Source organism: Peribacillus sp. NPDC096448 (assembly GCF_044762675.1).
Lineage (GTDB): Bacteria > Bacillota > Bacilli > Bacillales > DSM-1321 > Peribacillus > Peribacillus frigoritolerans_B.
Window position 1 is genome coordinate 51,168 of record NZ_JBIWEU010000003.1, and the last position, 23,130, is coordinate 74,297.

Consider the following 23,130-nt stretch of genomic DNA (forward strand, 5'->3'; position numbering starts at 1 on the left):
TCAACGAAAAGGGGGAACAACCGATGATTAACCGTATGACGAGAAAAGTGCTCATATCCCTTAGCATACTCATATATATTGCTGGATGTTCGAAGACACCCCCTATTTCTGACACGAATGATCCGATAAAGAGTAATACGGAACAATCATATGGGGTCAGTTCTTCAAACCCAATCGCAATAGATGTCGGTATGGATATATTGAAAAACGGCGGAACGGCGGCGGATGCCGCCATTGCCGTATCTTATGTATTGGGTGTAGTTGAACCTTATGGATCTGGCGTGGGTGGTGGCGGCGGTATGCTGATTGCCCCTGAATCCGGCGATCCCGAGTTTATCGATTATCGTGAATCCTCTCCAGAAGACCCGAGTTCAAGACACGATACAGGGATTCCTGGCTTGGTGGCCGGCATGCAGGTTATTAGTGATAAGTATGGGAGCGTACCAATGGCAGATCTTCTTCAGCCGGCGATAGATTTGGCTGAAGGCGGATTTGAAGTCGACGAATCGTTATCATCACGCTTAAAAGCGGCTCAGCCAAGGATATCTTCCGATGCGACTTCACTTTTTTATCCTGATGGTGATGCCATTGAACCAGGCAAAACCCTCGTCCAAGAAAGACTCGCTGAAACATTGAAGCAGATTCAAAAGGAAGGTCCTGAAGGTTTTTATAAAGGGGAAATTGCGCGGGATATTAAAAGAGAATCAGATATCGATTTGATGGATTTAAAGCGCTATAAGGTGAAAGAACGTAAGCCGGTCCAAGGAACATTTGCCGGTTATGATGTTTTTACCGCCCCTCCGCCCTTTTCAGGAATTACAGTTCTTGAAATGCTAAAGCTAGCCGAGGAAATGAACCTAGGTGATTCTTCAAGCAAATCAGCTTCTATGAAAGTGTTGGGGGGCATCACGGATACTGCTTATGAAGATCGGACCGCCCATGTTGGAGATGGAATAAGTCACTCCAAGGCGGAAAAATTGCTCTCCCCCATTCATTTGGATAATCTTAAAAATAAGATCAAAAGTGAAAAATGGGAAGATAAAGAATCGAATGGTTCCGAAGAACATGAAAGTACGACACACTTTGTGATAATGGACAAGAATGGCACTGTCGTTTCCGCAACAAATACGCTCAGTAACTTTTTCGGATCTGGGGATTATACGAATGGATTTTTCCTTAACGATCAATTGAAAAATTTCCGGTCCGGCTTGAACTCTCAAGAGGCATATAAACGGTCAAGAACTTTCACCGCTCCGACCATTCTCAAGAAACCAGGGCGGGAATCGATTGGGATCGGCTCACCAGGCGGTGATAGGATTCCACAAGTATTGATGCAGGTTCTTTATTCTTATACAGAAAATGAAGGCTCATTACAGGATATCGTCGACCGTAATCGGTTCGTCTTTGATGGAAAGAAGATTTATACAGAATCCAGGCTTTCGGATGAAATAATATCCGACTTGGAAGATTCAGGATATGAAGTCATTCAGAAGATTTCCCCCATGTATTATGGCGGGGTTCAAGCACTCGTTAAAAACGAGAAAAATGGACAAATATCCGGAGCTGGGGATAAAAGAAGAAATGGAAGCTGGAAAGCTCAGCAATAAACAGGCCGTCCAGTTCCTCCTTTTCTAAATATCATATGAATTTTAGCGATGTATAAGGGGATTTTGAATATGAATATCGTAAAAAAAATAACAAGCTGGGTTATACCTGTTCTTCTTGTAGCGGCCCTGCTTGTGACAATGAATACGTTTAAACGGACAGAAACGTTAACACCCGACGAGCAAAAGAAAATAGAACAATATACGACTGTCGAAGAATAAAAAAAGCTGGGGCATCCCCGCTTTTTTTATTTTGCCGTCAACGGGTATGGAAGATTAAATACACTACGGATACGGAGGATAACCATGATTAAAAATAGCTATACTGATTTTTTTGAACTACAGGAAAATGAACAAGAATACCTTGATTACCGAATCATCGTTCATCACAGGAATCCTTATATTGCAGTTCTAGCCATTCATGGCGGGAATATCGAACCAGGTACGAGCGAAGTTGCAGCCGCACTTGGAGAGAGACTTTGTGCAAGCACCTACCTATTCGAAGGCCTAAAACCAAGTGGCAACCAGGTCCTCCATATAACATCCCGCTTGTTCAATGAACCGAACGGCGTTTCAATGGCAGCGAACGCTCAGACCGCCCTTTCGATCCATGGCCACTACGACGTACATAATGCGCTGGTTTACATTGGCGGAAGGAACGAACGATATAAGAACCTTATTCAGCAATGCCTCAACAAAGCTGGATTCCAAACTGAACATGCACCGCAGCACCTTTCAGGCATGAGCGGAAACAACATCACCAACACATCCAAAACGGGTGCAGGCGTGCAATTGGAACTTTCCACAAAGCTTAGAAAAAGCTTTTTCAAAGGTGATGACTTTACCAGTAAGAACAGGGTCAATCACTGTGATCTGTTTAAACGGTTCGTTACTGCCATTGAAAAAGCGACGCTTGCATATAAACAGGCTGAATGACCTTCTTATTCGATGAGGCTTTCAGCTTGACCGAAGCTTTCGAATTTCTCGGCAAAATAACCTGACGAAAGGTTGGAAATATGAACGCCGGTGTTTTCCGTTGTATTGAGAAAACGGCCATCACCCAGATAAATTCCTACATGGGTCACACCTAGCCTTGTTCCTGTGTCCCTAAAAAATACTAAATCCCCTGCTTTTGGATTTTCGATTTTGGGCACCAATGAGAAGTAATCCGCTGCGGAATCTCGTTTTACAGATAGGCCCTGCTCCTTCATGACCCAATAAATGAAGCCGCTGCAATCCATTCCGGTCATTGGATCTTCTCCCCCGAAAACATAGGTGAATCCGCGTAAAGTATATGCATACTTGATGACATCATATGCTTTATCATATGCAGCCTCCTGGTTTACATAAAACGGAAATAACGGGTTGCTGTATAGTTGAAGATACTGCCCTTGCATCAACTCATCCGTCCTTAAAGCGTTACGGCTTTTGATCGTACTCATGGAAATGCTGTAATTCTCCGATATACTATTAAGCGTTTCTCCCGATTGGACGATATGCTCTCCTTTAGGCGTGTATGTTTTGTACGCCACTTGGTATTTTGCAAAGTAATCTTCTGTAGTGGATCTCACCTGAACCGTTTCTGCACCATATCCAGAATTGACAAATAGGTTTTCGCCGACATAAATACCCGCAGTCACGACTTTTAAGCTGTCTTTTTCCAGAAAGAATATAATATCCCCTGTTTTCGGAGTGTCTGTATCCATCCCTTGCTTATAAAAACCATCTACTGTCAAACGGTCGACCGGCACATTTTGCCGGGAAAGCACCCAATGAATCAATCCGCTCGAATCAAATCCTTTTTCAGGCGTCTCCTCTCCAGCTGTCTTTTTAAACCCTATAAAAGTTTTCGCATAGTTTGCAATTTTTTTCCCTCTCTCCGACCATTGATAGATGGAAGGAGTATACGCCGTTTGAATGATTGTCAACTTTTGGCCCGCAAATAACTTTTCATCCGGTAAACCATTCGTTTTCATCAATTGCTCAGCCGATATATCATATGTCTTGGCAATCGATTCTACCGTCTCGCCAGTAAGTACAGTATGCACAGGATCTGCTGCCTCGGCCTTTAAGCCAGCTAAAAAAGTGAAACTAACCATGAATACCAATGTAAGTATCATACAGCTTATTATTTTTCCATTAAACATTTTAACCCTTCCTTTATACGCTGAAATATTTTTATTTATTTACGATGTTCAAGTAAATTCCATCATATGAATCTTCTATCCTATCATCCACTCAAACGAATGAGTCTTAGTGCTCACCACAGCAATATTATCGGTAAAAACAATGAAACCTTTAGCCTGTTTTTGTAAAAAAACCATCAGTCCGATTCAATAAAACACCTTAACCGTAAATCATTATTCCTATGCCGCTAGAGAATTTTATTGTTTTGTGCAGAATGGGTAAAGGTAGATTAGAGGAATCCCGGATATAAATGACAGATAAAGCCCTGCAGGCAATTAAAAATATGCAGCATAGTTTGGGAGGGGAAACGTATTTGAGGTTTGGCATAAACAGAACACATTAAGTTTGGCAAGCTCAAAAATGAGCACGAGGATATTCTCGTTTTACATGATATAAAAATTTTGATCGACCCATCGGACTCCCACAGAACAAACGGAAATTGATTACGAAGGCGATCGATTTTTGATCAGGAACCTGAATCCATTGGTATCACCCATCATCTAGCAGAAGTAAATAAGGGGAAAGCTAAATGGCATTCCCCTCGTTTCTATGAATCTATCGCATAAAATAATGTGCAAGCTTCTAAATACATTATCCATTGGCAGTCGTTAATCAATCCAATCGTCCACGTTTTCCATCTAGGCAGGCTCCATGGGATCATTATTCTAGTTTCAGATTGAATCTTTGGACATGCAGCATTGGAAATAACAAAAACTGCTGTCCATTGAACAACATTAAAATTTCCGTGCTACTTGTCCCATTCCTATATAATATTCCCCTTCGTAAAAAAAGCATGGACAATTGACCCGTTCCTCTAAATTGTACTTTTGTACTTCTATTGATTTTGTCCACTAAAGAGAGATACCCCGTTCAACTATTCACCCTTCAAAAATGGCAATCTAACAAAAAAGGGAAACCACTGTAATGGCCTCCCTTTTTGCAACGCTTGTTATTCCCTATTCTCTATCTGGAATTCCCCCAACGTATGCTCCAAATCATTTATTAACTGTGTAAGCTGCTGTGTATATTGAGCAAGTTCATTGGATGAAGCAGCTTGTTCCTCCATCGATGATGCAATTTCTTCTGATGAAGCTGTCGTTTGCTGCGATACGGCGGTGATTTCTTCTATCACTTTAATAACCGTTTCCTTTTGTTGATTGATGCTTTCAATGGATCGTGTTTCTTCCTGAATCGAATTGGATATTTTCCCGACGGACTCCTCCAGCTCTTTCATGGCTTCACTTACCGTGTTCACGGCATTTTTCTGGTCCTTGCTGATTTGATTCGTTTCATTGGTCGTTTTCAGCAATTCCTCTGTATCTGACAGAATGCTTTGGATGATTGCTTGGATGTTTTTTGTAGCTTCCTTTGAATCATCAGCCAAACTCCTTACTTCATTCGCCACGACAGCAAAACCTTTGCCGGACTCGCCTGCCCTTGCAGCTTCTATAGATGCATTCAAAGATAACAAATTGGTTTGTTCCGATATTTCCGAAATGGCATTCGTGACATCGGAAATGGTTTTTGATTTTTCCACTAGTCTTAAGCTCATGCTGGTGACTGCAGAAAACGCCATTTCTAATTTAGAGTATGACGCTTCCAAACCACTTACCTCTTGTTTCCCTGACTCTATTTTTTCAGATGCAAGTTCCAATACGGATTGGATTTCCCTCGATTTTTTTGATAACCCATCGATTTCTCCACTAAGGACCTGGATCGTGCCCGCACCATGCTCCACTTGTTCAGATTGATTCGATGCACCCGCTGCAATCTCTTCTATCGCGCGTGAAACATCTGTAATGGCCGCACTATTTTCAGCAGCTATTTGGCATAAACCGGCATTGGCATTTGTCACCGATTCCGCATTGCCGTTTACCTTCTCAACCAATCTTCTTAGTTTCCCAAGCATCGAGTTATAGCTTTTGCTTAAGTCCCCAATCTCATCATTGGATTTAATGGCAAATCCGGTCACTAAATCCCCATTCGCCGTCTTTTCTATGATTTTTTGGAAGTCGGCCATGATTTTCGTTAACTTTCCTGCTAGATAAAGAGCACATACCATCCCGAGTAAGAGACCTAAAATACCTGATATCACTACGATTCTATTAATGCCATCCAGCTTGGATTGCAATATTTTGTCCGGAGTGAGCGCCAACACCTTCCAGTTCACTTCAGGGACCGTACTCAATTCACCTGTATAATCTTCACCATCCAACGTCAAGGATTGATTCGCCTTGTCGCCCCCATTATACATGTCGGTCACCCACTTGAACTCTGAATTGAATCGGTCAGTGTCCGTCATGAAATCCTCCACACCTTCTTCCAGGCCGCTTTTGTCAGGATTCATATTCTTCCCGTCCATATCCTTCATGAATGAACTCACGATAAAACCTTGTGAATCCAATATCACCAGATTGCTGGTAGAACCCTTTTCGATGGTTGACCTCATTTTCCCGATTGTCGCAAGGTCGATATCATAACCAAGGGCCCCTGCCATTTTCCCGTCCGATAACACGGGCGTGACAACGGAAGTCATGATCATTCCCGAAACTCCATCCTTATACACATCCATCCATTTCGTTTCTGGTCTTTCGGTCAGCTGCGTATAAGTCTTAGTCTCCCTAGCATCCTGATTGAAATCCATTTGGGGCGAAGCATACAAGGAACCATCCGATCCATCCATATAATAAACGGAAATTAAATCCTCATTGTTCTTTTGAAAAGCCTCTAACGTTTTTTGGATATCCTTGATTGAATCACCCTTCTTGATCTGATTGGAAACCAGCTGTGATAATTGCTCTAGCGAATTTTCATACGTTGCCATGCTCAAATTGATTTGTGCCGCTGCATTTTGGGCCGAGCTTTTGTTGATGGACGTACTATCTTCTTTAAAAATGGAGGTCACCTTTACCCCCATTATCGAAACGGATACGACTATCGCGAGAAAAATGGATGTACATATAAATAGTAACCATTTTATCCGAAGCGATATCCTTCTCTTTACTTTTTCTTTCTTGTCAATCGATGAACTTCCCATCAATAATTTCCCCCTTTTATTTGACCTGCAAATACTCTCGCTAACATGTGTGAAAACAAAGATTCAATCTATACTCAAAATGGATCCTTCCTAAATTACGATTACTTACTTTATTTTTCCACATAAACATACTATAGACCTATACATCCCTTGTCAATCACCAATTAAGGAAAAATTTATAGGTCTAAAGTTCGTATTCTTTTTTCAAATAAAAAAAACCCTTGGATTGTATAGAATCCAAGGGTTTCACATGGGTAATATTAGGGTCAGCAGTAAAATAAGATTTAGCGTAACGCTGCGGCTAAGCTTTCTCCGAATTCTTTTGCGCCATCCGGACCATCACCTGTTATGATATCATCATGCGCAACGACATGCTGTTTTGCATATTCAGCGGAATTGGCTTTCAATTCGTCAATTTGAACATCAACTGGGTAACAAGCAGCTTTACGTCCAGAAAGTAAACCCGTTTTCGCTACAGTAACAGAACCTGCACAAATTCCCGTTACAAGAACTTTTTGCTCATGCGCCTGTTTCAAAAAACTTTGCAATTCTTGGTTACCCCATAGATGATCGTTCGTACCTGATCCCCCAATCACTGCAACTGCATCATAATCACTGGCTGAAACTTCAGAAAAGATCACCTCTGCCAAAGCCTTGCCTTGAAAGTCACCTGTTATTTCACCTGTTTTCGTACTGGCTATCGTTACTGCCACTCCTGCATTTTCCAATACTTCTTTCGGCTGAAATAATTCATCTTCATTAAAACGTTCTGGTGGTATAATTAGTAATGCTTTTTTACTCATATATATTGCCTCCTGAATTGAATTGTCTGATCTACTCAAATTGTAACGCTGGTAATCGGCGCTGTGAAGAATGCACTTTTATGTGCGGAGGTTACCTTAAGGTTACTGGTAAAATAAAAAAGGAGCTAATGTCCATGTCAGAAACATTAAGAGATGAAATCAAAGAAAAGATCCTAAACGGCTATTATAATTGCGAAAAAGAACTTACTTTATCCATATTCAGCGGCAAATGGAAAATCGTCATTCTATGGCATCTAGGTGTAGAAGGCCCACACAGATTCAGTGAACTTCAAAGGCTTTTCCCGAAAATATCCCATAAAATCTTAACGAATCAGTTACGTGAACTAATGGAAGACGGCATCGTCCATCGGGAGGTATATCCCGAGATCCCTCCAAAAGTCGAATATTCGATGACTGACCTTGGAATGACCTTGCTGCCGATCGTTGAAATGATGTATGAGTGGGGAAAAAACAGGATGAATCAAATTAAACAAGAAATGCATGTCAGTGAAAATGATGCGAATAAATAATGCCTGACCCGAAAAAACGAAGCCAATTGTAAAATGTGAACGTTGCCTCCAGGTACTCGCTTTCCGCAGGCGGTCTTGGCGCCTGTGAGGTCTCCCTTGGACACGCTTTTCTAAGCAGGAGTCTCAAACATCCGCTCCAAATCAACTTTGTTTAAAATATTGGTTTGATGCTCCCATCCCGAACCATGATTAAGATTTGGTTATGCTAATGTTTTCTTACTGTTGAAACCCCTACTAGATGGAAGAAATTTGCGACACTCCTGCCGAAAAACTGGCTGGACGAGACACCGCAGGCGCTTGCTTTGATGCGGCTTGGCAGACAGCCGGCGGAAAGGGAGCGGATTTCTGAAATCGGCTGGAACATTTTTTAAATAAAAAACTAGACCGACATTAGAATATCTCGGTCTAGTTAATTCGAAGCTGATCCTTTTCATGAAAAGGAAAGGTGATAACTCATTTTACTTTTTACGAGGCTTGGTGAATTGCTGACCAATTGCACCTATTATTAAAATGATGATCGAAATGAGACTGTAGTCCTTAAAAAAGGTCGTAAATGGAATTTCCAGAAATAAGAACGCCATCGTAATCAATCGTCCTATAAGTAGAATCATTCCGATAACTACCATCCAATTAAATAGTTTCCCCAATAAATCCATCTTTTCCTCCTTAGTCAATCAAATGATGACTTTCATGGTATCATCTATCTACAAGAATAAATAACGGGCATGCTGAAAAATATCCAATTCCCTTCAGGCTCCATGACCTTCATCTTGACATGTCGTTCCGTGTACCATTACTAGGAAGCATCTTTGGAAATCGGTTTTCCGGCTTCGACCAACACTTTACTGCCCAGTAGGAAAAAACCTTGAATGAACAGCAATAAACCAGTTCCTATAAGCAGCCATTCTATTTTAATGATGTCGGATATCGGGCCGAATACAAGCATTCCCAGGGGCATCATTGAAGTCGAGATCATTCCTAAAACACCAAATACCCTCCCAAGAAGATCACCCTCGACCTTCTCCTGTAACAAGACCGTGGACGGCGTATTAAAGATGGGCATCGCCAATCCTACTACCCCCATGATGATCAAGTAAATCCAAAAAACGGGGATGATTCCAAGTGCGAAAGTACAGGCACCAATTATAAGGCTTGCAAGTGTCATCGTATGGATCTTGTTTTTAAAGCCTCCCCAGGAAGCCATGAAAATCCCGCCTAGCATCATACCGATGGCAAAGGTGATTTCTATCGCAGTCAACCGCCAAACATCGTTCCCGAAAGAACGTGTGACCTGAAGCGGTGTAAGAAATGCAACAGGTGCGGCAAGCACGAAGAAAAATGCGAAAAACATAAAGAACTTCTTAAGAAAGTCGTGATTCCTGATATAATTGAATCCTTCTTGCAAATCGGTGAAATAGCTGGTTGTTTGCTTTTGTAATGCCTTAGCATGTGCTGGAATTTTCAAAAATGCCAGCAATGTGAAGATGGAAATTGCAGCTGTAATCACATCAATGAAGAAAATGGTTTCGATTGAAGCCATGGTGAGCAGCGCGCCGCTCACCATGGGGGAAACGAGCATCACTAGCGCTTGAATGCTTCCATTTGTCCCGTTCACCTTCGTAAGCTTATCCTCTGGCACGAGTTGCGGAAGAATGGCCCCGACTGCTGGAGTCTGGATTCCAGTTCCGATCGCCCGGACAGCGGACATGACGAAAAGCAGCCAAAGCTCATCGTAGCCGATTAGAAACAAGATGGCCAATATCAGCGTTGAAATGGCAATCAATGAATCCGAAAGAATGATCAGCAATTTCCGATTATAGCGGTCTGCCCATACCCCCGCGATGGGGGAGAGTATAAAGGTGGGCACGAAACCACAAACGATGGATATCGTCATCATGACACCCGACTGTGTATTCAACGTGATATACCACATGATGGCATACTGAACCAAGGACGAACCAAAGAGGGATATCGTCTGACTGCCTAGAAAAAGAGTGATATTCTTTTTCCAATTGTCCTTTACTTGTTCATTTAATGATTTCATCTCTTAAACACCTCATTCTATTTTCAATATTTTTTCTTAATGCCCTAAAAAAAAACACAGGCTATCTGCCTGTGTTTAGAGTAAATGGATCAGAACCTATCTAAAGAAACCTGAGTGGATGACTATTTTCACGATAAAAAATTAATCTCCCACTGGCCTTCGGTTTGGTCAATACAATGGAGAATCAACCACTTTACATATATCCAAAATGACCCCTTGGATAGGTAAAGTAATTCTCCCCTTAATCATTCTTCTATTTTAAAGTCAACTGGAATCGTGAAAACCTTTGATCACAAAGGTTGCCCCGGCTTCAGCTGGACAGTAAAAAAAGAGGTTGAAATCGTCCCTTTTCCCACAAAATCTTAAAATGAAGGTTCCCTTAAAAATAGACAGACCATTCCCATTTACCCTGCGGACATGCAGAGCTCTTGAACGTATTCAATTAACGGTTCAAAGATTGGAAACGCAGTCTGATAAATGTCACAAGGAAAACCTCCATTTCTTAAAAGTTAAAGTCATCTTAACATGGTATCAACTGGAATATCAATAAAAAACTTCCTTCATGGCAAAGCATCACTTTGGCTTTGTTCTTCCGCTTCCTTATGTATCCAGATGAATGTCACATATTCCATTTAATCCATTCGTTTGACGGCGGCCGTATATTCCTTATGCCATTTCTCCCATTCATCCATTGGGAAATCCTGACGATGACCATCAAGTAAATCACTAAACATATCAAGGCAAATATGCCAGCCTGCCAAATCTTTTGCTGTATGATCATTAACTGGCGTGATGGATTCTTTCAATACTAATGAGCATCCATCCTTTTCAGGGGATACTTCGAAACGAACCCAGCCGTCCCCCCATTCAAAATCTAAAACGGCAGATTCTTGGAAGTCCCTGATCTTCATATCAAAAGATTTCCCTGACCCATCATTGAAATTGAATTTTATGGTCCCGTCTTTTCTAAGGTCCTTCATTTCCAGGTTGGACATCCACTTTTCCAGCTTATCATTCTCCGTTAATGCACTCCATACCTTTTCCACCGAATGATTGAGCAGGCGATCGAATCTTGCGATTATCCCATTACCTTCTTTTTCGATTACAGCTTGCACTAGGATTCCCCCCATTCAATTCGTTACCCGATCTGATTTTTATAATAAAAAATGGTCGGATGGAATTCACCATTGGCAGATTTCGCATAATCAGGAATCCTGCCTGCCTGAATATATCCCAATGAAGTATACAGGGAGTTAGAAGGATCCCCTTCCCTTGTATCCAGGACCAATAATGTCCGTCCCTCTTGCTTGGCCCTCTTCTCAGCCTCTAGCATGAGTGAACGTCCTATGCCGTTTCTTCTATAACCAGTATGTGTCATTAATTTTGCGATTTCCGCACGATGGCCGCCGTTTTGCTTTGAACTTAAATGCAGCTGCACGCTCCCGACTATCTCACCCTGTAATTTAGCGACAAACAGAATCACATCAGGATTTATGGCACTACCCCAGTAATCAATGGCCTCAGACTGTTTCATGGGAGGTAAAAAACCTATGGACGCGCCATCATCCACCACTTGTACCAAAAGGTCGCAAAGTTCATTAAGATGGGATTCGATTGATGTTAATTGTACGATTTTCACATCGGCATTCACAGTAATCACAACCTTTCATATTCACCATCCCTGGCGATTTGATAAAGAAGTAATATGAGCCAGATGATGTCGCCCGTGCCAAGCATAAATGCCTATATTTTCACCAACAGTCACCTTTCCTGAATCAGGATGGATGAATGTTCGGCTTAGGTCATCCGCATGAAGGCCCGATAAAAGTTTATACATTCGGATATGTATACTTTCGAGCAGTGATAGAGAAACTTCAATCGGCAAACCATAATCAGGTAGCTCAGCCCATTGCCCCTCCTCGTACGGTTTAATGACAGGACTTTCTTCCGTAAGGGCCAATTTGAAGCGAATATACGCATTCATATGACTATCAGCAACATGATGCACCACCTGGCGGACCGTCCATCCTCCAGGCCGATAAGCCGTATCAAGCTTTTCATCATCCATGTTACCTACCGCTTCACGCAGCATCCGAGGCAAAGCTTCAATCTCGTTGAGCCACCCCTCGGCTACACCACTAGTAATTTCCCCGTCAAACTGAAACTTTCCAACCGGGTATCTTAAATCCATCTTCATTCCCCCCTGATGATCAATAAAAATAGCATCTATATATATTCTTTATCGATTAAGACAAATCCTTTTTGCCCGTATACTTTGCTTTGCTCTCCTGGCTTATCATTACCCAGCAGGAAATTTAATCCACATCATTTGCACGTATACTATTTCCACATTTAGTAACCATAAACAAATGAATGGCATGTGCATCAATCCAATCTTTAAACAATGGAAATGGGGATAGGATCACCTTGAAGAAAATCAGTTCGATACAAACCCTTAGCATCTTCTTTTTATCAATCGGCCTTCTTAATCACGTAATTTTGATCCCTTTCCTCCTATCCACTGGCGGAAGGGATGCTTGGTTTTTTTCAATCCTAAATATTGGATTGATACCGATTTGGGTCTACATATTATCGAGAATAATCAAGAATATGGATAATCAATCCCTGACGGATTGGCTTGAAAATAGATTTGGAAAACACATTAAAAATATCGCTTTATTCTTTATCGTGATTTATCTGATCAGCCTTGTTTTGGCCACTACAAAGGAAACGATTGATTGGATAACTACAAGCTTTCTTTTTGAAACCCCAAGTTTAGCGATTATCATTCCGTTTACGCTGCTATGCATTTTTCTTGCCCATTCGGGTATGCGCTCCATAGCCATTTGCTCTTCTGTATTATTGCCGATTGTCGTCATTCTTGGCATTTTCGTTGCGACAGGAAATATACCGACAAAAGACTACAGCCACCTCCTTCCCCTTTTCGAGAATGGCTATTTTCATGGCATTAAAACCCTTCAATATTCTGGTTATGGCCTTGCCGAACTGATTTTAATCGTTTTTTTTCAAGAAAAACTTTCGGATCAGCTCAATCTAAAGGTATTAGTATTCTTATGCCTCGGACTAATGTTTTTACTTCTTGGCCCATTAACAGCAGCACTCGCCGAATTCGGGCCGAGCTTAGCCGAAGCCATGAGGTACCCCGCCTATGAACAATGGCGTCTGCTGACAATTGGTAAATATATTGAACATACAGACTTCTTTTCCATTTACCAATGGCTTGCTGGTGCCTATATCCGCGTTTCACTGGCGTTATTCTTAATAATGGAAGTCTTTAAAGGAAAAACTAATAATATGAAGCTTGGAATTCTTTTCGCTGTAGGCTTTCTTATGGTCGTCATCTCCATCGTACCATTCAGTAATTTCAAGTTCTTGCATGTAAGCCAGACATTCTACTATCCTGGCGCTTTTTATTTCCTGTTACTTCTGTCCGCCTTTTTGTTTATCGGCACTTTCATCAGATCTAAGGAGGGTAAGCAACATGCGAATGAAACGATCCAAAAATGAGCCACCCCTCTCAGAATTAACGGAGGAGACATTTCGGGAGTTATTCAGTTCAAGCTCAGATATCATGTTTGACACGATTTATATCGGAGAAACCGAAAGACCCATTCCTGTCCTTATTTTTTATTGCTCGGGTATGGCCGACATCAGTTTACTAAACGAGGGTATTTTGGAAAAGTTAAACAAAATGATGGAGTTGGATGAGAGAATCGATGCTGAAGAATCAATCAACAAGCTAAAACCCTTGATAGACCTCAGGAAAGTAACCATAGATAGTGAATTCAATAGCGTCCAACAACTGATTTTCTCTGGGTATGCCTTATTATTCATACCCTCAGTCCAACAGTTATTTTCAATAGAATTGTCCAACGTGCCGAACCGGCAGCCCGAGGAGTCTTCTTTTGAGGTTTCGGTAAGAGGTCCAAGAGATGGGTTTGTCGAAGACATATCCATCAATACTGCTTTAATCAGAAAGCGTCTAAAAACAAAATCGCTCGCCTATGAAGACTTTATCGTTGGCAGGCGCAGTCAAACGAAAGTCGGACTGATGTACATGGATGACATCATCAATAAAGAACTCATTAAAAATGTAAGATCGAAAATCAACTCCCTTGATATAGATATATTGGTGAGCAGCCAACAATTGGAGGAATTGATCACTAACAGTAAATATAGTATATTTCCACTCACTCATTATACGAGTCGCCCTGATTTTGTAGTCGAAGCACTCAATCAAGGAAGATTCATTCTAATCGTGGACGGCATGCCAACGATAATCGTGGCCCCTTCTACCTTACTATTGCAAATAAAAACCGCAGAAGATTCGAATCTTCCTTATCTATTTGTAAGCCTTGAGCGACTTCTTCGCTTTATGGGGCTTGGCATTACCGTTTTATTGCCGGGGTTTTGGATATCCATTTCCGCTTTCAATATTGAACAGGTGCCGTTCCCGTTACTAGCCACCATAACCCTTTCAAGGCTGGGACTTCCCTTATCTGCCACGATGGAATTCATTCTCATGCTCGTTTTATTTGAATTATTCCGTGAATCCGGGGTCAGGTTACCTAAAGCGGTTGGGCAGACAGTTGCCGTTGTAGGAGGCCTAATTGTCGGTGATGCGGCGATAAGGGCTGGACTGACTTCACAAACCATGCTTGTGGTCACTGCCGTAACCTCAGTTGCATCTTATACACTTGTAAACCAGTCTTTAACAGGTGCCGTTACCGTTCTGCGAATGTTTGTGCTGTTACTAAGCTGCATTTATGGAATCTACGGCTTGATAATCGGTTTCCTTTCCATTGTCACTTTACTATCCAGACTTGATTCATTCGGGGTTTCATATATTGGCGGAATGAACCCGCCAAGGATCACAAAAATCCTGTATTCATTCATAAAGGTACCATGGAATTCCATGAGCAAACGATCCATGGCAGCTAATGATAAGACCAGAAAGGGGCAGTAAGGCCATGTTCCGCATCTGTAAAATTTGGTTGACCCTACATTTAATCCTATTTCTTTCAGGCTGTTGGGATGAAAAAACGATCCAGGACTTTCATTATATAACGGCCATCGGGATAGATTTCAAAGATGGGGAATACATAGTTTATACCCAACTTGTAGACTTCGCTGCGGTAGCTAAAACGGAGGCAAAGCCGACGCAAGCCCCTCCCGTATATGTAGGGAAACAAAAAGGACGGTCCATTTCGATCGCCATTAATAAACTAATGCGCAATACTCAACAGTCTCTCTATATAGGGCATGTATCCACATTTGTAATCAGTGAAAATGTTTTGAACCGGCAAAGCGCAGAAATAGTGGATTATATATACAGAAACCAATTACTCAGATACTCAGCCAATATCTTTGCCACAAAAAATTCCATGGAACAGCTTTTCTCCATTAACGGCTTTTTTAATTTGTCACCTTTATACACGACATTATATTTTCCGGATGATGTATACCGGATTAGATCATTCATCCAACCCATTACGGTCCAAAGGTATTATTCTGCCCAGCAGGAAAAAGCATCCACAACCATATTACCCTCCATTTCCTGGAACGATAAAGTTTGGAAGGAAAAAGATAAAAAACGAAAAAGCCTCTATATGGATGGTGCATTTACCATTTACAATAAAGTGTCCCAGCCCTGGTTCTCTGAAAAAGAACTGAGCGGTGTACGCTGGTTCACTAAAAGGACCAACAAAACTCCAGTGAACATCACCATGAATAAGCAAGACATCTATGCCTCTTTTTCCCATCCGGCTCATAAAGTAAAACCTGTTCTCAAGGATGGCAAGTACAAATTCGATATTGAAATTGACGTATCCGGCAAAATACTGGGGCTTGATACCCAAATCGATATCGGGAAAATAAAACGTAAATTCGAAAGCCAAATAAAAAAGGAAATCCTATCAACGTTTAAAACAGGGCTCCAAAAGAACGCAGACCCTTTAAACCTAGGCAAAACCCTTTATATCAAAGAAACAAAATACTGGCAAAAGAATCAGATAAAAGAGCCTAAGGATTATTTAGATAAGAATTCAATACATGATATAAATGTAAAGGTACATATCCTTAACACAGGTGCTTTAGAAGCCAAACCACTGCAGTAATGAAGAAAAGAGGATTTGGTTTGGAATTTATAGTACCCAATATTATTTGATAATGTTAGATTCACGAGTAAATCGGCTTAATTCACGAGTATTTGTTCCATTTTCACGAGTAAATCACCCAAATTCACGAGTATTTGCTTCAAACTCACGAGTAAACGCCATATATGTGAGTTTGCTGCTGCATCTATGGATAAACGCTTCTATCTTATGGGGTTGCTGTTAATCTCAGGTTTAATAGCCCTCTACATGTTGAAAAAACCAGGATGGTGCCTTTTTGAGCTCCATCCTGATTTTTGGGGCTGGAAAATGTGGTCCGGAATTGTCGGATTGCATGATTAAATGGTAAATTTAGAGTATTCTAACATTTGGGGGTCCATTTATGAGCATACAGAAGGCTACATTACATGAGCTGGAATCACTGACGGAACTTTTTGATTTATACAGAGTGTTTTATGAGCAAACCTCTGATCTCGGTCGTGCAAGGGAGTTTTTAAGGGAAAGGCTGACAAATGGGGAGTCTGTGGTTTTTATGGCCTTTGATGAAGGAAATCCAATTGGTTTTGTACAATTATATCCTTCTTTTTCGTCTGTGAGTATGATGCGGTCATGGGTATTGAATGATTTATTCGTGAAGGAGTCCGCCCGCAAAAAGGGTTTTGGTGAGGAGTTATTAAATGCGGCCATCGCTTTTGCACGCGAAACAGGTGCTAAAGGGGTTTCACTGGAGACAGGCAAGGATAATGTAAAAGCACAGAAACTTTATGAAAAGATTGGTTTCGCCCGTGAAACGAACCATTTTTATTATTTCACCATTTAATAAAAAAAAGTGTAGGGAAAACCTTCCCTACACTTGGATGCTATTTATCTAGTATATCAATTATTTAGCAGATGCCATGCTGGCTTGAATTTCTTTAATTAGAAGTTCGGCACCTTCAGGGCTAAGTATTAATTTACCTTCAGCAAGTTTCATATTGTCATCGGAAACTTCACCTGTAACCTGACAAGTCATGTTTGGTTTATATTTTTGAAGGATGATGCGCTCTTGTTCTACATAAATCTCTAGAGCGTCTTTCTCATTAATTCCTAATGTTCGGCGTAGTTCAATTGGAATGACTACCCGCCCTAATTCGTCAACTTTACGTACAATACCTGTAGATTTCATTTAATTTACCCCACTAACTTTCTTGCGAATGTTGCATTTAATTATTTCGTCACCATTCGACATTATTTGCACTTCTATTAAGATACCACTACCTACCATATTCGTCAATTCTCGTATCTTCATATATTATCTGCCTCTATATGATTTTTATATAAAACATTAGTAATTCCTTCATAACACGCGTCATGACAACGTTTCTTGCTCATTTAGTTGGTACATATTGTTAATTTAAATATTAAAATGGAAACGCCTACATTCAATTCAAACAAGCATTCTTTTCATTTCATGTCGAATCATGGAGAATGAATTTCACTAGCCTAAAAGAATCCTGTTGATTTTCTTTTGCTTTTGAAGGACAATTTAAATTGATCGCTTATAATATTCCGAAAATTCATTCCGCTTTTGAAACAGTGGATATATCTGAAATTTTTTTCAGAAAGCCGAAACGATTGCCATCCTTCCAGAGTCTTACTGACTCATAAAACAGATTGAGGTGAGTCAATTGCGTCCGATTATAATAGGTATTTGTTCTGCTTTCTTTTTTGCATTTACGTTTGTATTAAATCAGGCCATGGAGTTGTCTGGCGGAAGTTGGATTTGGAGTGCTTCGCTGCGTTATATCTTTATGGTGCCATTTCTGTTGTGTATCGTATTGAGCAGAAAAAACCTGCGTCCCCTTTTACAAGTGATGAGAGAAAAGCCGGGTCCTTGGCTGCTTTGGAGTTTTGTCGGATTTGGGTTATTTTATGCTCCTTTATGCTTTACGTCCGCCTACTCACCTGGCTGGCTGATCGCGGGCACTTGGCAAATCACGATCATTTCAGGTGCTTTACTTGCGCCGCTGTTTTTTGAAAATGTCCAAACGAAAGATGGGATCGAAAGGCAAAGAGGAAAGGTTTCCGTGAAAGGCCTCCTCATGTCCATGATCATTCTGCTTGGGATCATCCTGATGCAACTGGAACATACCAAACACATTTCAATGGCCAATCTTTGGCTGGGAGTTATTCCAATCGTCATCGCTTCGTTTGCATACCCTTTGGGAAATCGCAAAATGATGGAAGTATCCGAAGGACGTTTGGATGCTTATCAGCGGGTTTTGGGAATGACTTTGGCGAGTCTGCCATTCTGGTTTTTGCTTTCCTTGTACGGTTTCTTTACAGTAGGTGCGCCGACGAAGATGCAGAGTTTTCAATCCCTTTTGGTGGCACTATTTTCTGGAGTCATCGCCACGGTCCTTTTTTTCAAGGCGACCGATTTGGTACGCGGAAATATGCAGAAATTAGCTTCAGTTGAAGCTACACAATCGATGGAAGTCCTTTTTGCCCTTGCTGGTGAATTACTATTCCTATCTTTACCGATTCCTTCTCCGTTATCGTGGTTTGGCATCTTTATCGTCATCATGGGAATGATCCTGCATAGCTATGTATCACATAAAAAAGAAGGTCCATCCCGGAAACGGACAGTGAGTGCCTAAATAGCAAGTCAAAAAGCCCCGGATAAGGTTTCGGGGCTTTTTTGATCTGAAAACAGAACCTTGATTACGTTCTTTTTTTCCATTGACAGGTCATGATAAATTGATGATTTTTTAGAGTGGCAAAAAGCTCACCATTCATTTTTTTCATTAAACTTTTTGCAATGGATAACCCTAGTCCCATTCCTTTTTTAGCTTGCTGTATCCCCTGTATAAAACCTATCAAAGATTCTCTCAACATCTTGTTCAGTCATCACATCTGTTTTGTTACGAATAGTAAAGACAATGGAAGATGATTCTTCCTTTAATGATATCTCTACCGCACCACTTGCATGTTTAAGAACATTACTCACTAAATTTTCAACAACTCTTATTACTGCTGATGGATCTGCATATAACATTATCTCTTCATCAGGCATGTCGATATCCACTTGTAACTGTCGCTCATGAAACGCATCATAGTAGTTCATGATCACTTCCCAAATACTCTGATTAAGATGGAATGTTTGAAATTGCAGCTCATAGTCCATGGATTCCACTATAGATAATTCGAAAAATTCATTGAGCAAATCTTGTAATCTTTTCGTTCGCCTTTTGACAATTCCAATATACTCTGCTCTTTCTTCTAAAGTTAAGTGCTCATCTTCCAACAGCTGAATATAGCCTAAAATGGAAGTTAGTGGCGTTCGCAAATCATGCGACATATTGGCAATCGCCTGCTTCAATGTCTCTTCCGTTCGCTTTTGTTCCACCTTCATCTCCATCATGGAATCAAAATTGCCATTGATTTCCACCGCCAGTTTCTCGATATCCCGATCAAAATATTCAATATCCAATTTCTTTTCTGTATATCGATAACGATAAGCTTGAAGCTGTTTCGTCATTCTTTTCATTTCTCGTTTCATGGAAAAAAGCCGGAAGAGAAAAACAATCGCTATGAACATACATAGTGCTGTTAAATGGATCATTTGCCTCCCCCTTTTTTCTTACTTGATTTCGTTGCGGGAAAATACAAAGCAGCATCCTATTGCACATACGGCAAAAGTTAAAATTGGAACAATAAGCATCGTAAATAATAACCTAGTCTATTTTATAATCATGGTTCGGGAAGAGGCCATTCCGAACCCCTCCGGACTATATTCAAATTCGAGGAAAAGCCAGTTTGCCTATAGTGACTCCTGCGGGAAAAGCGTGTCCAAGGGAGACCCCGCAGGCGAGACCCGAGGGCGGAACGCCCGCGAAAAGTGAGTGCCTGGGAAATCAACGATCAGATTAACAAACCCTCAAAAAACGTTCTAATGATTTCATTCCATATATGAAATTCATGAAGGATTACCAAGTCTTGTTTTAAGTTCATGTCCCTCGATAAAATTGACGCAGTGCAACTCACTGCGCTCTGCTGTATTCAGATGAAGTGCATTTTTTTGATGTTATGTTTACTCCCCCAAGCTGCAAACGTTCCGGCACATATCCGGATATGAGGCTAAAATCGGCATGGCACTTGGCAAAACTTTTACCTTGAGTAAGTTCAAAAAGTATGTATAATGAAAAGTAATTGCATATGTCAAAGGTTTTCTAGGGTTCCGCAGTGCGTCTTATTACTGGTCTGGTCCGAGAGAAAACTCACAGCATGCTGTGTCACGGAAGGATAAAAGCCTGGGAGAAACTGTTTAACGGTTATCTCTTGGGCTTTTTTTGTTTTTTTGGTAAAGAATAAAATCGGAGGTGCGTTATTTCATGAGCACAAACTGGATTAAAGTATTCATTGCAGCTTTTTTTGAAGTATTTTGGGTGATTGGCTTAAAACATGCAGATGACTATTGGACTTGGTCTGGAACGGTCATTTCGATCATCATCAGTTTTTACTTGATGATAATGGCTGGCAGGAAGCTTCCTGTCGGAACGGTATATGCCGTTTTTGTCGGGATGGGTACAGCCGGGACCGTTTTTTCCGAAATCATTTTGTTTGGCGAATCCTTCAAGCTGAGCAAAACGCTATTGATCCTCCTCTTATTATCAGGGGTGATCGGCTTGAAGCTAGTGACGGATGATAAGGCGGAGAAAGGGGATGAATCATGATGGCTTGGGTCTCTTTAATCTTTGCGGGGCTATTTGAGATGTTTGGGGTTGCGATGATAAATAAATTGCACAAAGACCGGAATTGGCAATCCTTGCTGCTGTTATTCATCGGATTTGGAGCAAGTTTCCTTTTTCTTGCTTATGCCATGAAGACATTGCCGATGGGGACGGCTTACGCGATCTGGACAGGGATCGGCGCATCAGGCGGAGCGATAATCGGGATGCTCTTATACGGGGAATCCAAAGATTGGCGCAGGGTCGTTTTTATAGCCATGGTCCTTGGCGCAGCAGTGGGATTAAAACTTGTTTCATAGGAATGATATAAAAGCATAGAGAAAAACAAAGACGGCACAATTTAGATATATCCCATCAATGTGTCGTCTTCACTTATTTATTTTCTTGCGTGAAATCATTTTATGAAAATTGAACCAGCATCCATCACAGCGGAATCTTTCCCCTTAACCTGTTTTAGCGTCGCTACTATAAGAAAGCTGACAATCACTAATAAGAGCCATGAGCTTACCTTTCCTAGATGAACGAGACTCCATGCATCGGTTTGGTTTGGATATTCCCAAGCTCCAAAGAACGTTGCGATATTTTCGGCTATCCATATAAAAAATCCGATGAGTACAAAAGAAAGTGCAATTGGCATACGATAACGAGTTCCACCAACTTCGTATGTGACCCATGCCCGCCAAAAGACGATGATGACAAGTCCAGATAACCACCAACGAACATCAATCCAATAATGGTGGGTGAAAAAATTCAAGTAAATCGCAGCTGCAAGAGGGACAACGACTAAAAACGGCGGCCACTTGACCAGTTCAACCTTTAACCTCCTCCACGCCTGGCAAAGGTAACTCGCTACACTTGCGTACATGAATCCGCTATACAGAGGCACCCCAAAAATCTTGAAATACCCTTCCTCTGGGTAAGTCCAGGAGCCCATGTGTACCTTGAAAAGTTCAAGAGCAAGTCCAATAAGGTGGAACAATGTGATGACCTTTAGTTCATCCCGTGTTTCAAGCCCGGAACGCAGCATCCACCACTGCATGAGAAGGCAGATGATGAACAGCCAGTCATACCGCGGCAAAAAGGGAAGCGGCATGAATTTTGTCAAAGCCAAAGAGGCAAAAATAACGGCAGGAAACAAGCATGATAGGGCCTGCTCCCAACCAAAACGAATGAGTTGTTTTAGTGCTCTCATGATTGTTGCCTCCATTTTTTTTTGGTTAAATTCATGAGTAACTCCCATTTGATGAAACCTTTCTTTTTCAATCTTGGGTGCCTTCATCATTTCTGTATTCTAAAATATCTCCGGGTTGACATTCTAAAGCCTTACAAATCGCATCCAAAGTTGTTAATCGAATCGCTTTTGCCTTGCCGTTTTTCAATATGGAAAGATTAGCCATCGTTATTCCAACCCTCTCGGAAAGTTCTGTAACACTCATTTTCCTTTTAGCCAGCATCACATCAATATTGATTATAATTGCCAAGTTATTCACCTCAGACTATTAAGTCATTTTCTGATTTTATATCGATGGCTTCTTGTAAAAGCCTTTGAAGAACAGCAGCAAAGACTGCTATCACCATTGAAGCAAAAATAACGACCATTCCGATTAATATGATACCCGGGGCGTCGTCCATTTCCGCCATGAGATAAAAGAGCGGCATGCCTGCAACATACAAGCTACTTATTGTGATTGCACAATTTTTTATAGTCTTTAAAGCTCTTACAGATAATTCCGAGAAAGCTTTGTTCTTGTCAATATAGCTTAAAAGTTTAAAGGCTTGATATAGAGCAAAGTAAAAAGGTATCGCCGATGCATACATATCGATTAAAACGAGATATTTCAAATACGCCATATCCGGATATAATTCTGCTACAAAATTCGCTATCTCAGGCACCAAGAAGATGCACAAAGCAAGAACTGGAATTCCAATAAAAATAACAGCTATCTTTAAAAAGAGTGTTGTTCCTAGTTTCATAAAAAGCACCTCACTTATTTATTGTCCATTTAATTTTAATTTAACACAGGTTTTATCGTTTTACAATAAAACATTGTTGTTTTTAAT

24 protein-coding genes and 1 riboswitch are annotated in these 23,130 nt (G+C 41.0%); of the genes, 11 read left to right on the forward strand and 13 right to left on the reverse strand.

Going from position 1 to position 23,130, the window contains the following annotated elements; translation table 11 throughout:
• Positions 1-23: 23 nt before the first annotated feature.
• From ACIQ0C_RS06400 to ACIQ0C_RS06410, 3 genes are all read left to right on the forward strand, one after another.
• A complete protein-coding gene (locus tag ACIQ0C_RS06400) occupies positions 24-1,607 on the forward strand; it encodes a gamma-glutamyltransferase family protein (protein WP_403058226.1) in 1,584 nt (527 codons plus the stop codon).
• Between the two features lie 69 nt (positions 1,608-1,676).
• The gene (locus tag ACIQ0C_RS06405) at positions 1,677-1,826 is read left to right on the forward strand and encodes a CapE family protein (protein ID WP_176474433.1); all 150 of its coding nucleotides are present in this window, start codon (positions 1,677-1,679) and stop codon (positions 1,824-1,826) included.
• Between the two features lie 84 nt (positions 1,827-1,910).
• On the forward strand, positions 1,911-2,540 hold the full coding sequence (locus ACIQ0C_RS06410; RefSeq protein WP_403058229.1) for a poly-gamma-glutamate hydrolase family protein: 630 nt from the start codon (positions 1,911-1,913) through the stop codon (positions 2,538-2,540).
• A 5-nt stretch (positions 2,541-2,545) separates the two neighbouring features.
• On the opposite strand, the gene ACIQ0C_RS06415 is transcribed toward ACIQ0C_RS06410, so the two are convergent.
• The 3 genes from ACIQ0C_RS06415 to ACIQ0C_RS06425 form a co-directional block, all read right to left on the reverse strand.
• The gene (locus ACIQ0C_RS06415) at positions 2,546-3,751 is read right to left on the reverse strand and encodes a C40 family peptidase (RefSeq protein WP_403058232.1); all 1,206 of its coding nucleotides are present in this window, start codon (positions 3,749-3,751) and stop codon (positions 2,546-2,548) included.
• A 989-nt stretch (positions 3,752-4,740) separates the two neighbouring features.
• The gene (locus ACIQ0C_RS06420; RefSeq protein WP_403058995.1) at positions 4,741-6,828 is read right to left on the reverse strand and encodes a methyl-accepting chemotaxis protein; all 2,088 of its coding nucleotides are present in this window, start codon (positions 6,826-6,828) and stop codon (positions 4,741-4,743) included.
• A 284-nt stretch (positions 6,829-7,112) separates the two neighbouring features.
• Positions 7,113-7,631, reverse strand: a complete 519-nt coding sequence (locus ACIQ0C_RS06425) for a DJ-1/PfpI family protein (protein ID WP_403058235.1) — start codon at positions 7,629-7,631, stop codon at positions 7,113-7,115.
• Between the two features lie 134 nt (positions 7,632-7,765).
• Between ACIQ0C_RS06425 and ACIQ0C_RS06430 the strand changes: the two genes are divergently transcribed.
• Positions 7,766-8,161: a winged helix-turn-helix transcriptional regulator gene (locus ACIQ0C_RS06430; protein ID WP_403058238.1), complete on the forward strand. Its 396-nt coding sequence runs from the start codon at positions 7,766-7,768 to the stop codon at positions 8,159-8,161.
• A 458-nt stretch (positions 8,162-8,619) separates the two neighbouring features.
• On the opposite strand, the gene ACIQ0C_RS06435 is transcribed toward ACIQ0C_RS06430, so the two are convergent.
• The 5 genes from ACIQ0C_RS06435 to ACIQ0C_RS06455 all read right to left on the reverse strand — a co-directional run bounded on the left by ACIQ0C_RS06435 (position 8,620) and on the right by ACIQ0C_RS06455 (position 12,396).
• On the reverse strand, positions 8,620-8,817 hold the full coding sequence (locus ACIQ0C_RS06435; protein ID WP_403058241.1) for a hypothetical protein: 198 nt from the start codon (positions 8,815-8,817) through the stop codon (positions 8,620-8,622).
• Between the two features lie 140 nt (positions 8,818-8,957).
• Positions 8,958-10,205: an MFS transporter gene (locus tag ACIQ0C_RS06440; protein WP_403058244.1), complete on the reverse strand. Its 1,248-nt coding sequence runs from the start codon at positions 10,203-10,205 to the stop codon at positions 8,958-8,960.
• A 632-nt stretch (positions 10,206-10,837) separates the two neighbouring features.
• On the reverse strand, positions 10,838-11,320 hold the full coding sequence (locus tag ACIQ0C_RS06445; protein ID WP_403058247.1) for an SRPBCC family protein: 483 nt from the start codon (positions 11,318-11,320) through the stop codon (positions 10,838-10,840).
• Between the two features lie 23 nt (positions 11,321-11,343).
• Positions 11,344-11,856 carry a GNAT family N-acetyltransferase gene (locus ACIQ0C_RS06450; RefSeq protein ID WP_403058250.1) on the reverse strand — a complete coding sequence of 171 codons (513 nt, stop codon included), beginning with the start codon at positions 11,854-11,856 and terminating at the stop codon, positions 11,344-11,346.
• A gap of 21 nt (positions 11,857-11,877) precedes the next feature.
• Positions 11,878-12,396 (reverse strand): YfiT family bacillithiol transferase, encoded by a 519-nt coding sequence (locus tag ACIQ0C_RS06455; protein WP_403058253.1) that lies wholly within the window; start codon positions 12,394-12,396, stop codon positions 11,878-11,880.
• Between the two features lie 236 nt (positions 12,397-12,632).
• Between ACIQ0C_RS06455 and ACIQ0C_RS06460 the strand changes: the two genes are divergently transcribed.
• The 4 genes from ACIQ0C_RS06460 (at position 12,633) to ACIQ0C_RS06475 (ending at position 17,159) form a co-directional block, all read left to right on the forward strand.
• Positions 12,633-13,733, forward strand: a complete 1,101-nt coding sequence (locus tag ACIQ0C_RS06460) for an endospore germination permease (protein ID WP_403058257.1) — start codon at positions 12,633-12,635, stop codon at positions 13,731-13,733.
• Complete coding sequence (locus tag ACIQ0C_RS06465; RefSeq protein ID WP_403058260.1) at positions 13,708-15,192, forward strand: spore germination protein; 1,485 nt, start codon at positions 13,708-13,710, stop codon at positions 15,190-15,192. The genes ACIQ0C_RS06460 and ACIQ0C_RS06465 overlap by 26 nt, the downstream gene beginning before the upstream one ends.
• Positions 15,193-15,196: 4 nt before the next feature.
• Complete coding sequence (locus ACIQ0C_RS06470; protein WP_403058262.1) at positions 15,197-16,342, forward strand: Ger(x)C family spore germination protein; 1,146 nt, start codon at positions 15,197-15,199, stop codon at positions 16,340-16,342.
• A gap of 379 nt (positions 16,343-16,721) precedes the next feature.
• The gene (locus ACIQ0C_RS06475) at positions 16,722-17,159 is read left to right on the forward strand and encodes a GNAT family N-acetyltransferase (protein WP_403058265.1); all 438 of its coding nucleotides are present in this window, start codon (positions 16,722-16,724) and stop codon (positions 17,157-17,159) included.
• Between the two features lie 60 nt (positions 17,160-17,219).
• Here ACIQ0C_RS06475 and ACIQ0C_RS06480 read toward each other — a convergent pair whose 3' ends face one another.
• A complete protein-coding gene (locus ACIQ0C_RS06480; protein ID WP_402835444.1) occupies positions 17,220-17,504 on the reverse strand; it encodes a transition state genes transcriptional regulator AbrB in 285 nt (94 codons plus the stop codon).
• Between the two features lie 502 nt (positions 17,505-18,006).
• Between ACIQ0C_RS06480 and ACIQ0C_RS06485 the strand changes: the two genes are divergently transcribed.
• On the forward strand, positions 18,007-18,978 hold the full coding sequence (locus ACIQ0C_RS06485) for a DMT family transporter (protein WP_403058268.1): 972 nt from the start codon (positions 18,007-18,009) through the stop codon (positions 18,976-18,978).
• A 188-nt stretch (positions 18,979-19,166) separates the two neighbouring features.
• Here ACIQ0C_RS06485 and ACIQ0C_RS06490 read toward each other — a convergent pair whose 3' ends face one another.
• Complete coding sequence (locus tag ACIQ0C_RS06490) at positions 19,167-19,943, reverse strand: sensor histidine kinase (protein WP_403058271.1); 777 nt, start codon at positions 19,941-19,943, stop codon at positions 19,167-19,169.
• Between the two features lie 596 nt (positions 19,944-20,539).
• Positions 20,540-20,640: riboswitch (guanidine-I (ykkC/yxkD leader) on the forward strand.
• A gap of 72 nt (positions 20,641-20,712) precedes the next feature.
• Here ACIQ0C_RS06490 and ACIQ0C_RS06495 point away from each other — a divergent pair.
• Together ACIQ0C_RS06495 and ACIQ0C_RS06500 are read left to right on the forward strand one after the other, a co-directional pair.
• Positions 20,713-21,054 carry a DMT family transporter gene (locus ACIQ0C_RS06495; RefSeq protein WP_403058274.1) on the forward strand — a complete coding sequence of 114 codons (342 nt, stop codon included), beginning with the start codon at positions 20,713-20,715 and terminating at the stop codon, positions 21,052-21,054.
• Positions 21,054-21,368, forward strand: a complete 315-nt coding sequence (locus tag ACIQ0C_RS06500) for a DMT family transporter (RefSeq protein ID WP_402835450.1) — start codon at positions 21,054-21,056, stop codon at positions 21,366-21,368. The genes ACIQ0C_RS06495 and ACIQ0C_RS06500 overlap by 1 nt, the downstream gene beginning before the upstream one ends.
• Before the next feature lie 95 nt (positions 21,369-21,463).
• On the opposite strand, the gene ACIQ0C_RS06505 is transcribed toward ACIQ0C_RS06500, so the two are convergent.
• From ACIQ0C_RS06505 to ACIQ0C_RS06515, 3 genes are all read right to left on the reverse strand, one after another.
• A complete protein-coding gene (locus tag ACIQ0C_RS06505; protein ID WP_403058277.1) occupies positions 21,464-22,261 on the reverse strand; it encodes a DUF817 domain-containing protein in 798 nt (265 codons plus the stop codon).
• Between the two features lie 67 nt (positions 22,262-22,328).
• Positions 22,329-22,550 carry a helix-turn-helix domain-containing protein gene (locus ACIQ0C_RS06510; RefSeq protein WP_034309451.1) on the reverse strand — a complete coding sequence of 74 codons (222 nt, stop codon included), beginning with the start codon at positions 22,548-22,550 and terminating at the stop codon, positions 22,329-22,331.
• A gap of 10 nt (positions 22,551-22,560) precedes the next feature.
• Positions 22,561-23,043, reverse strand: coding sequence for a DUF2975 domain-containing protein (locus ACIQ0C_RS06515; RefSeq protein ID WP_403058280.1), 483 nt, complete (start codon positions 23,041-23,043; stop codon positions 22,561-22,563).
• Between the last annotated feature and the right edge of the window lie 87 nt (positions 23,044-23,130).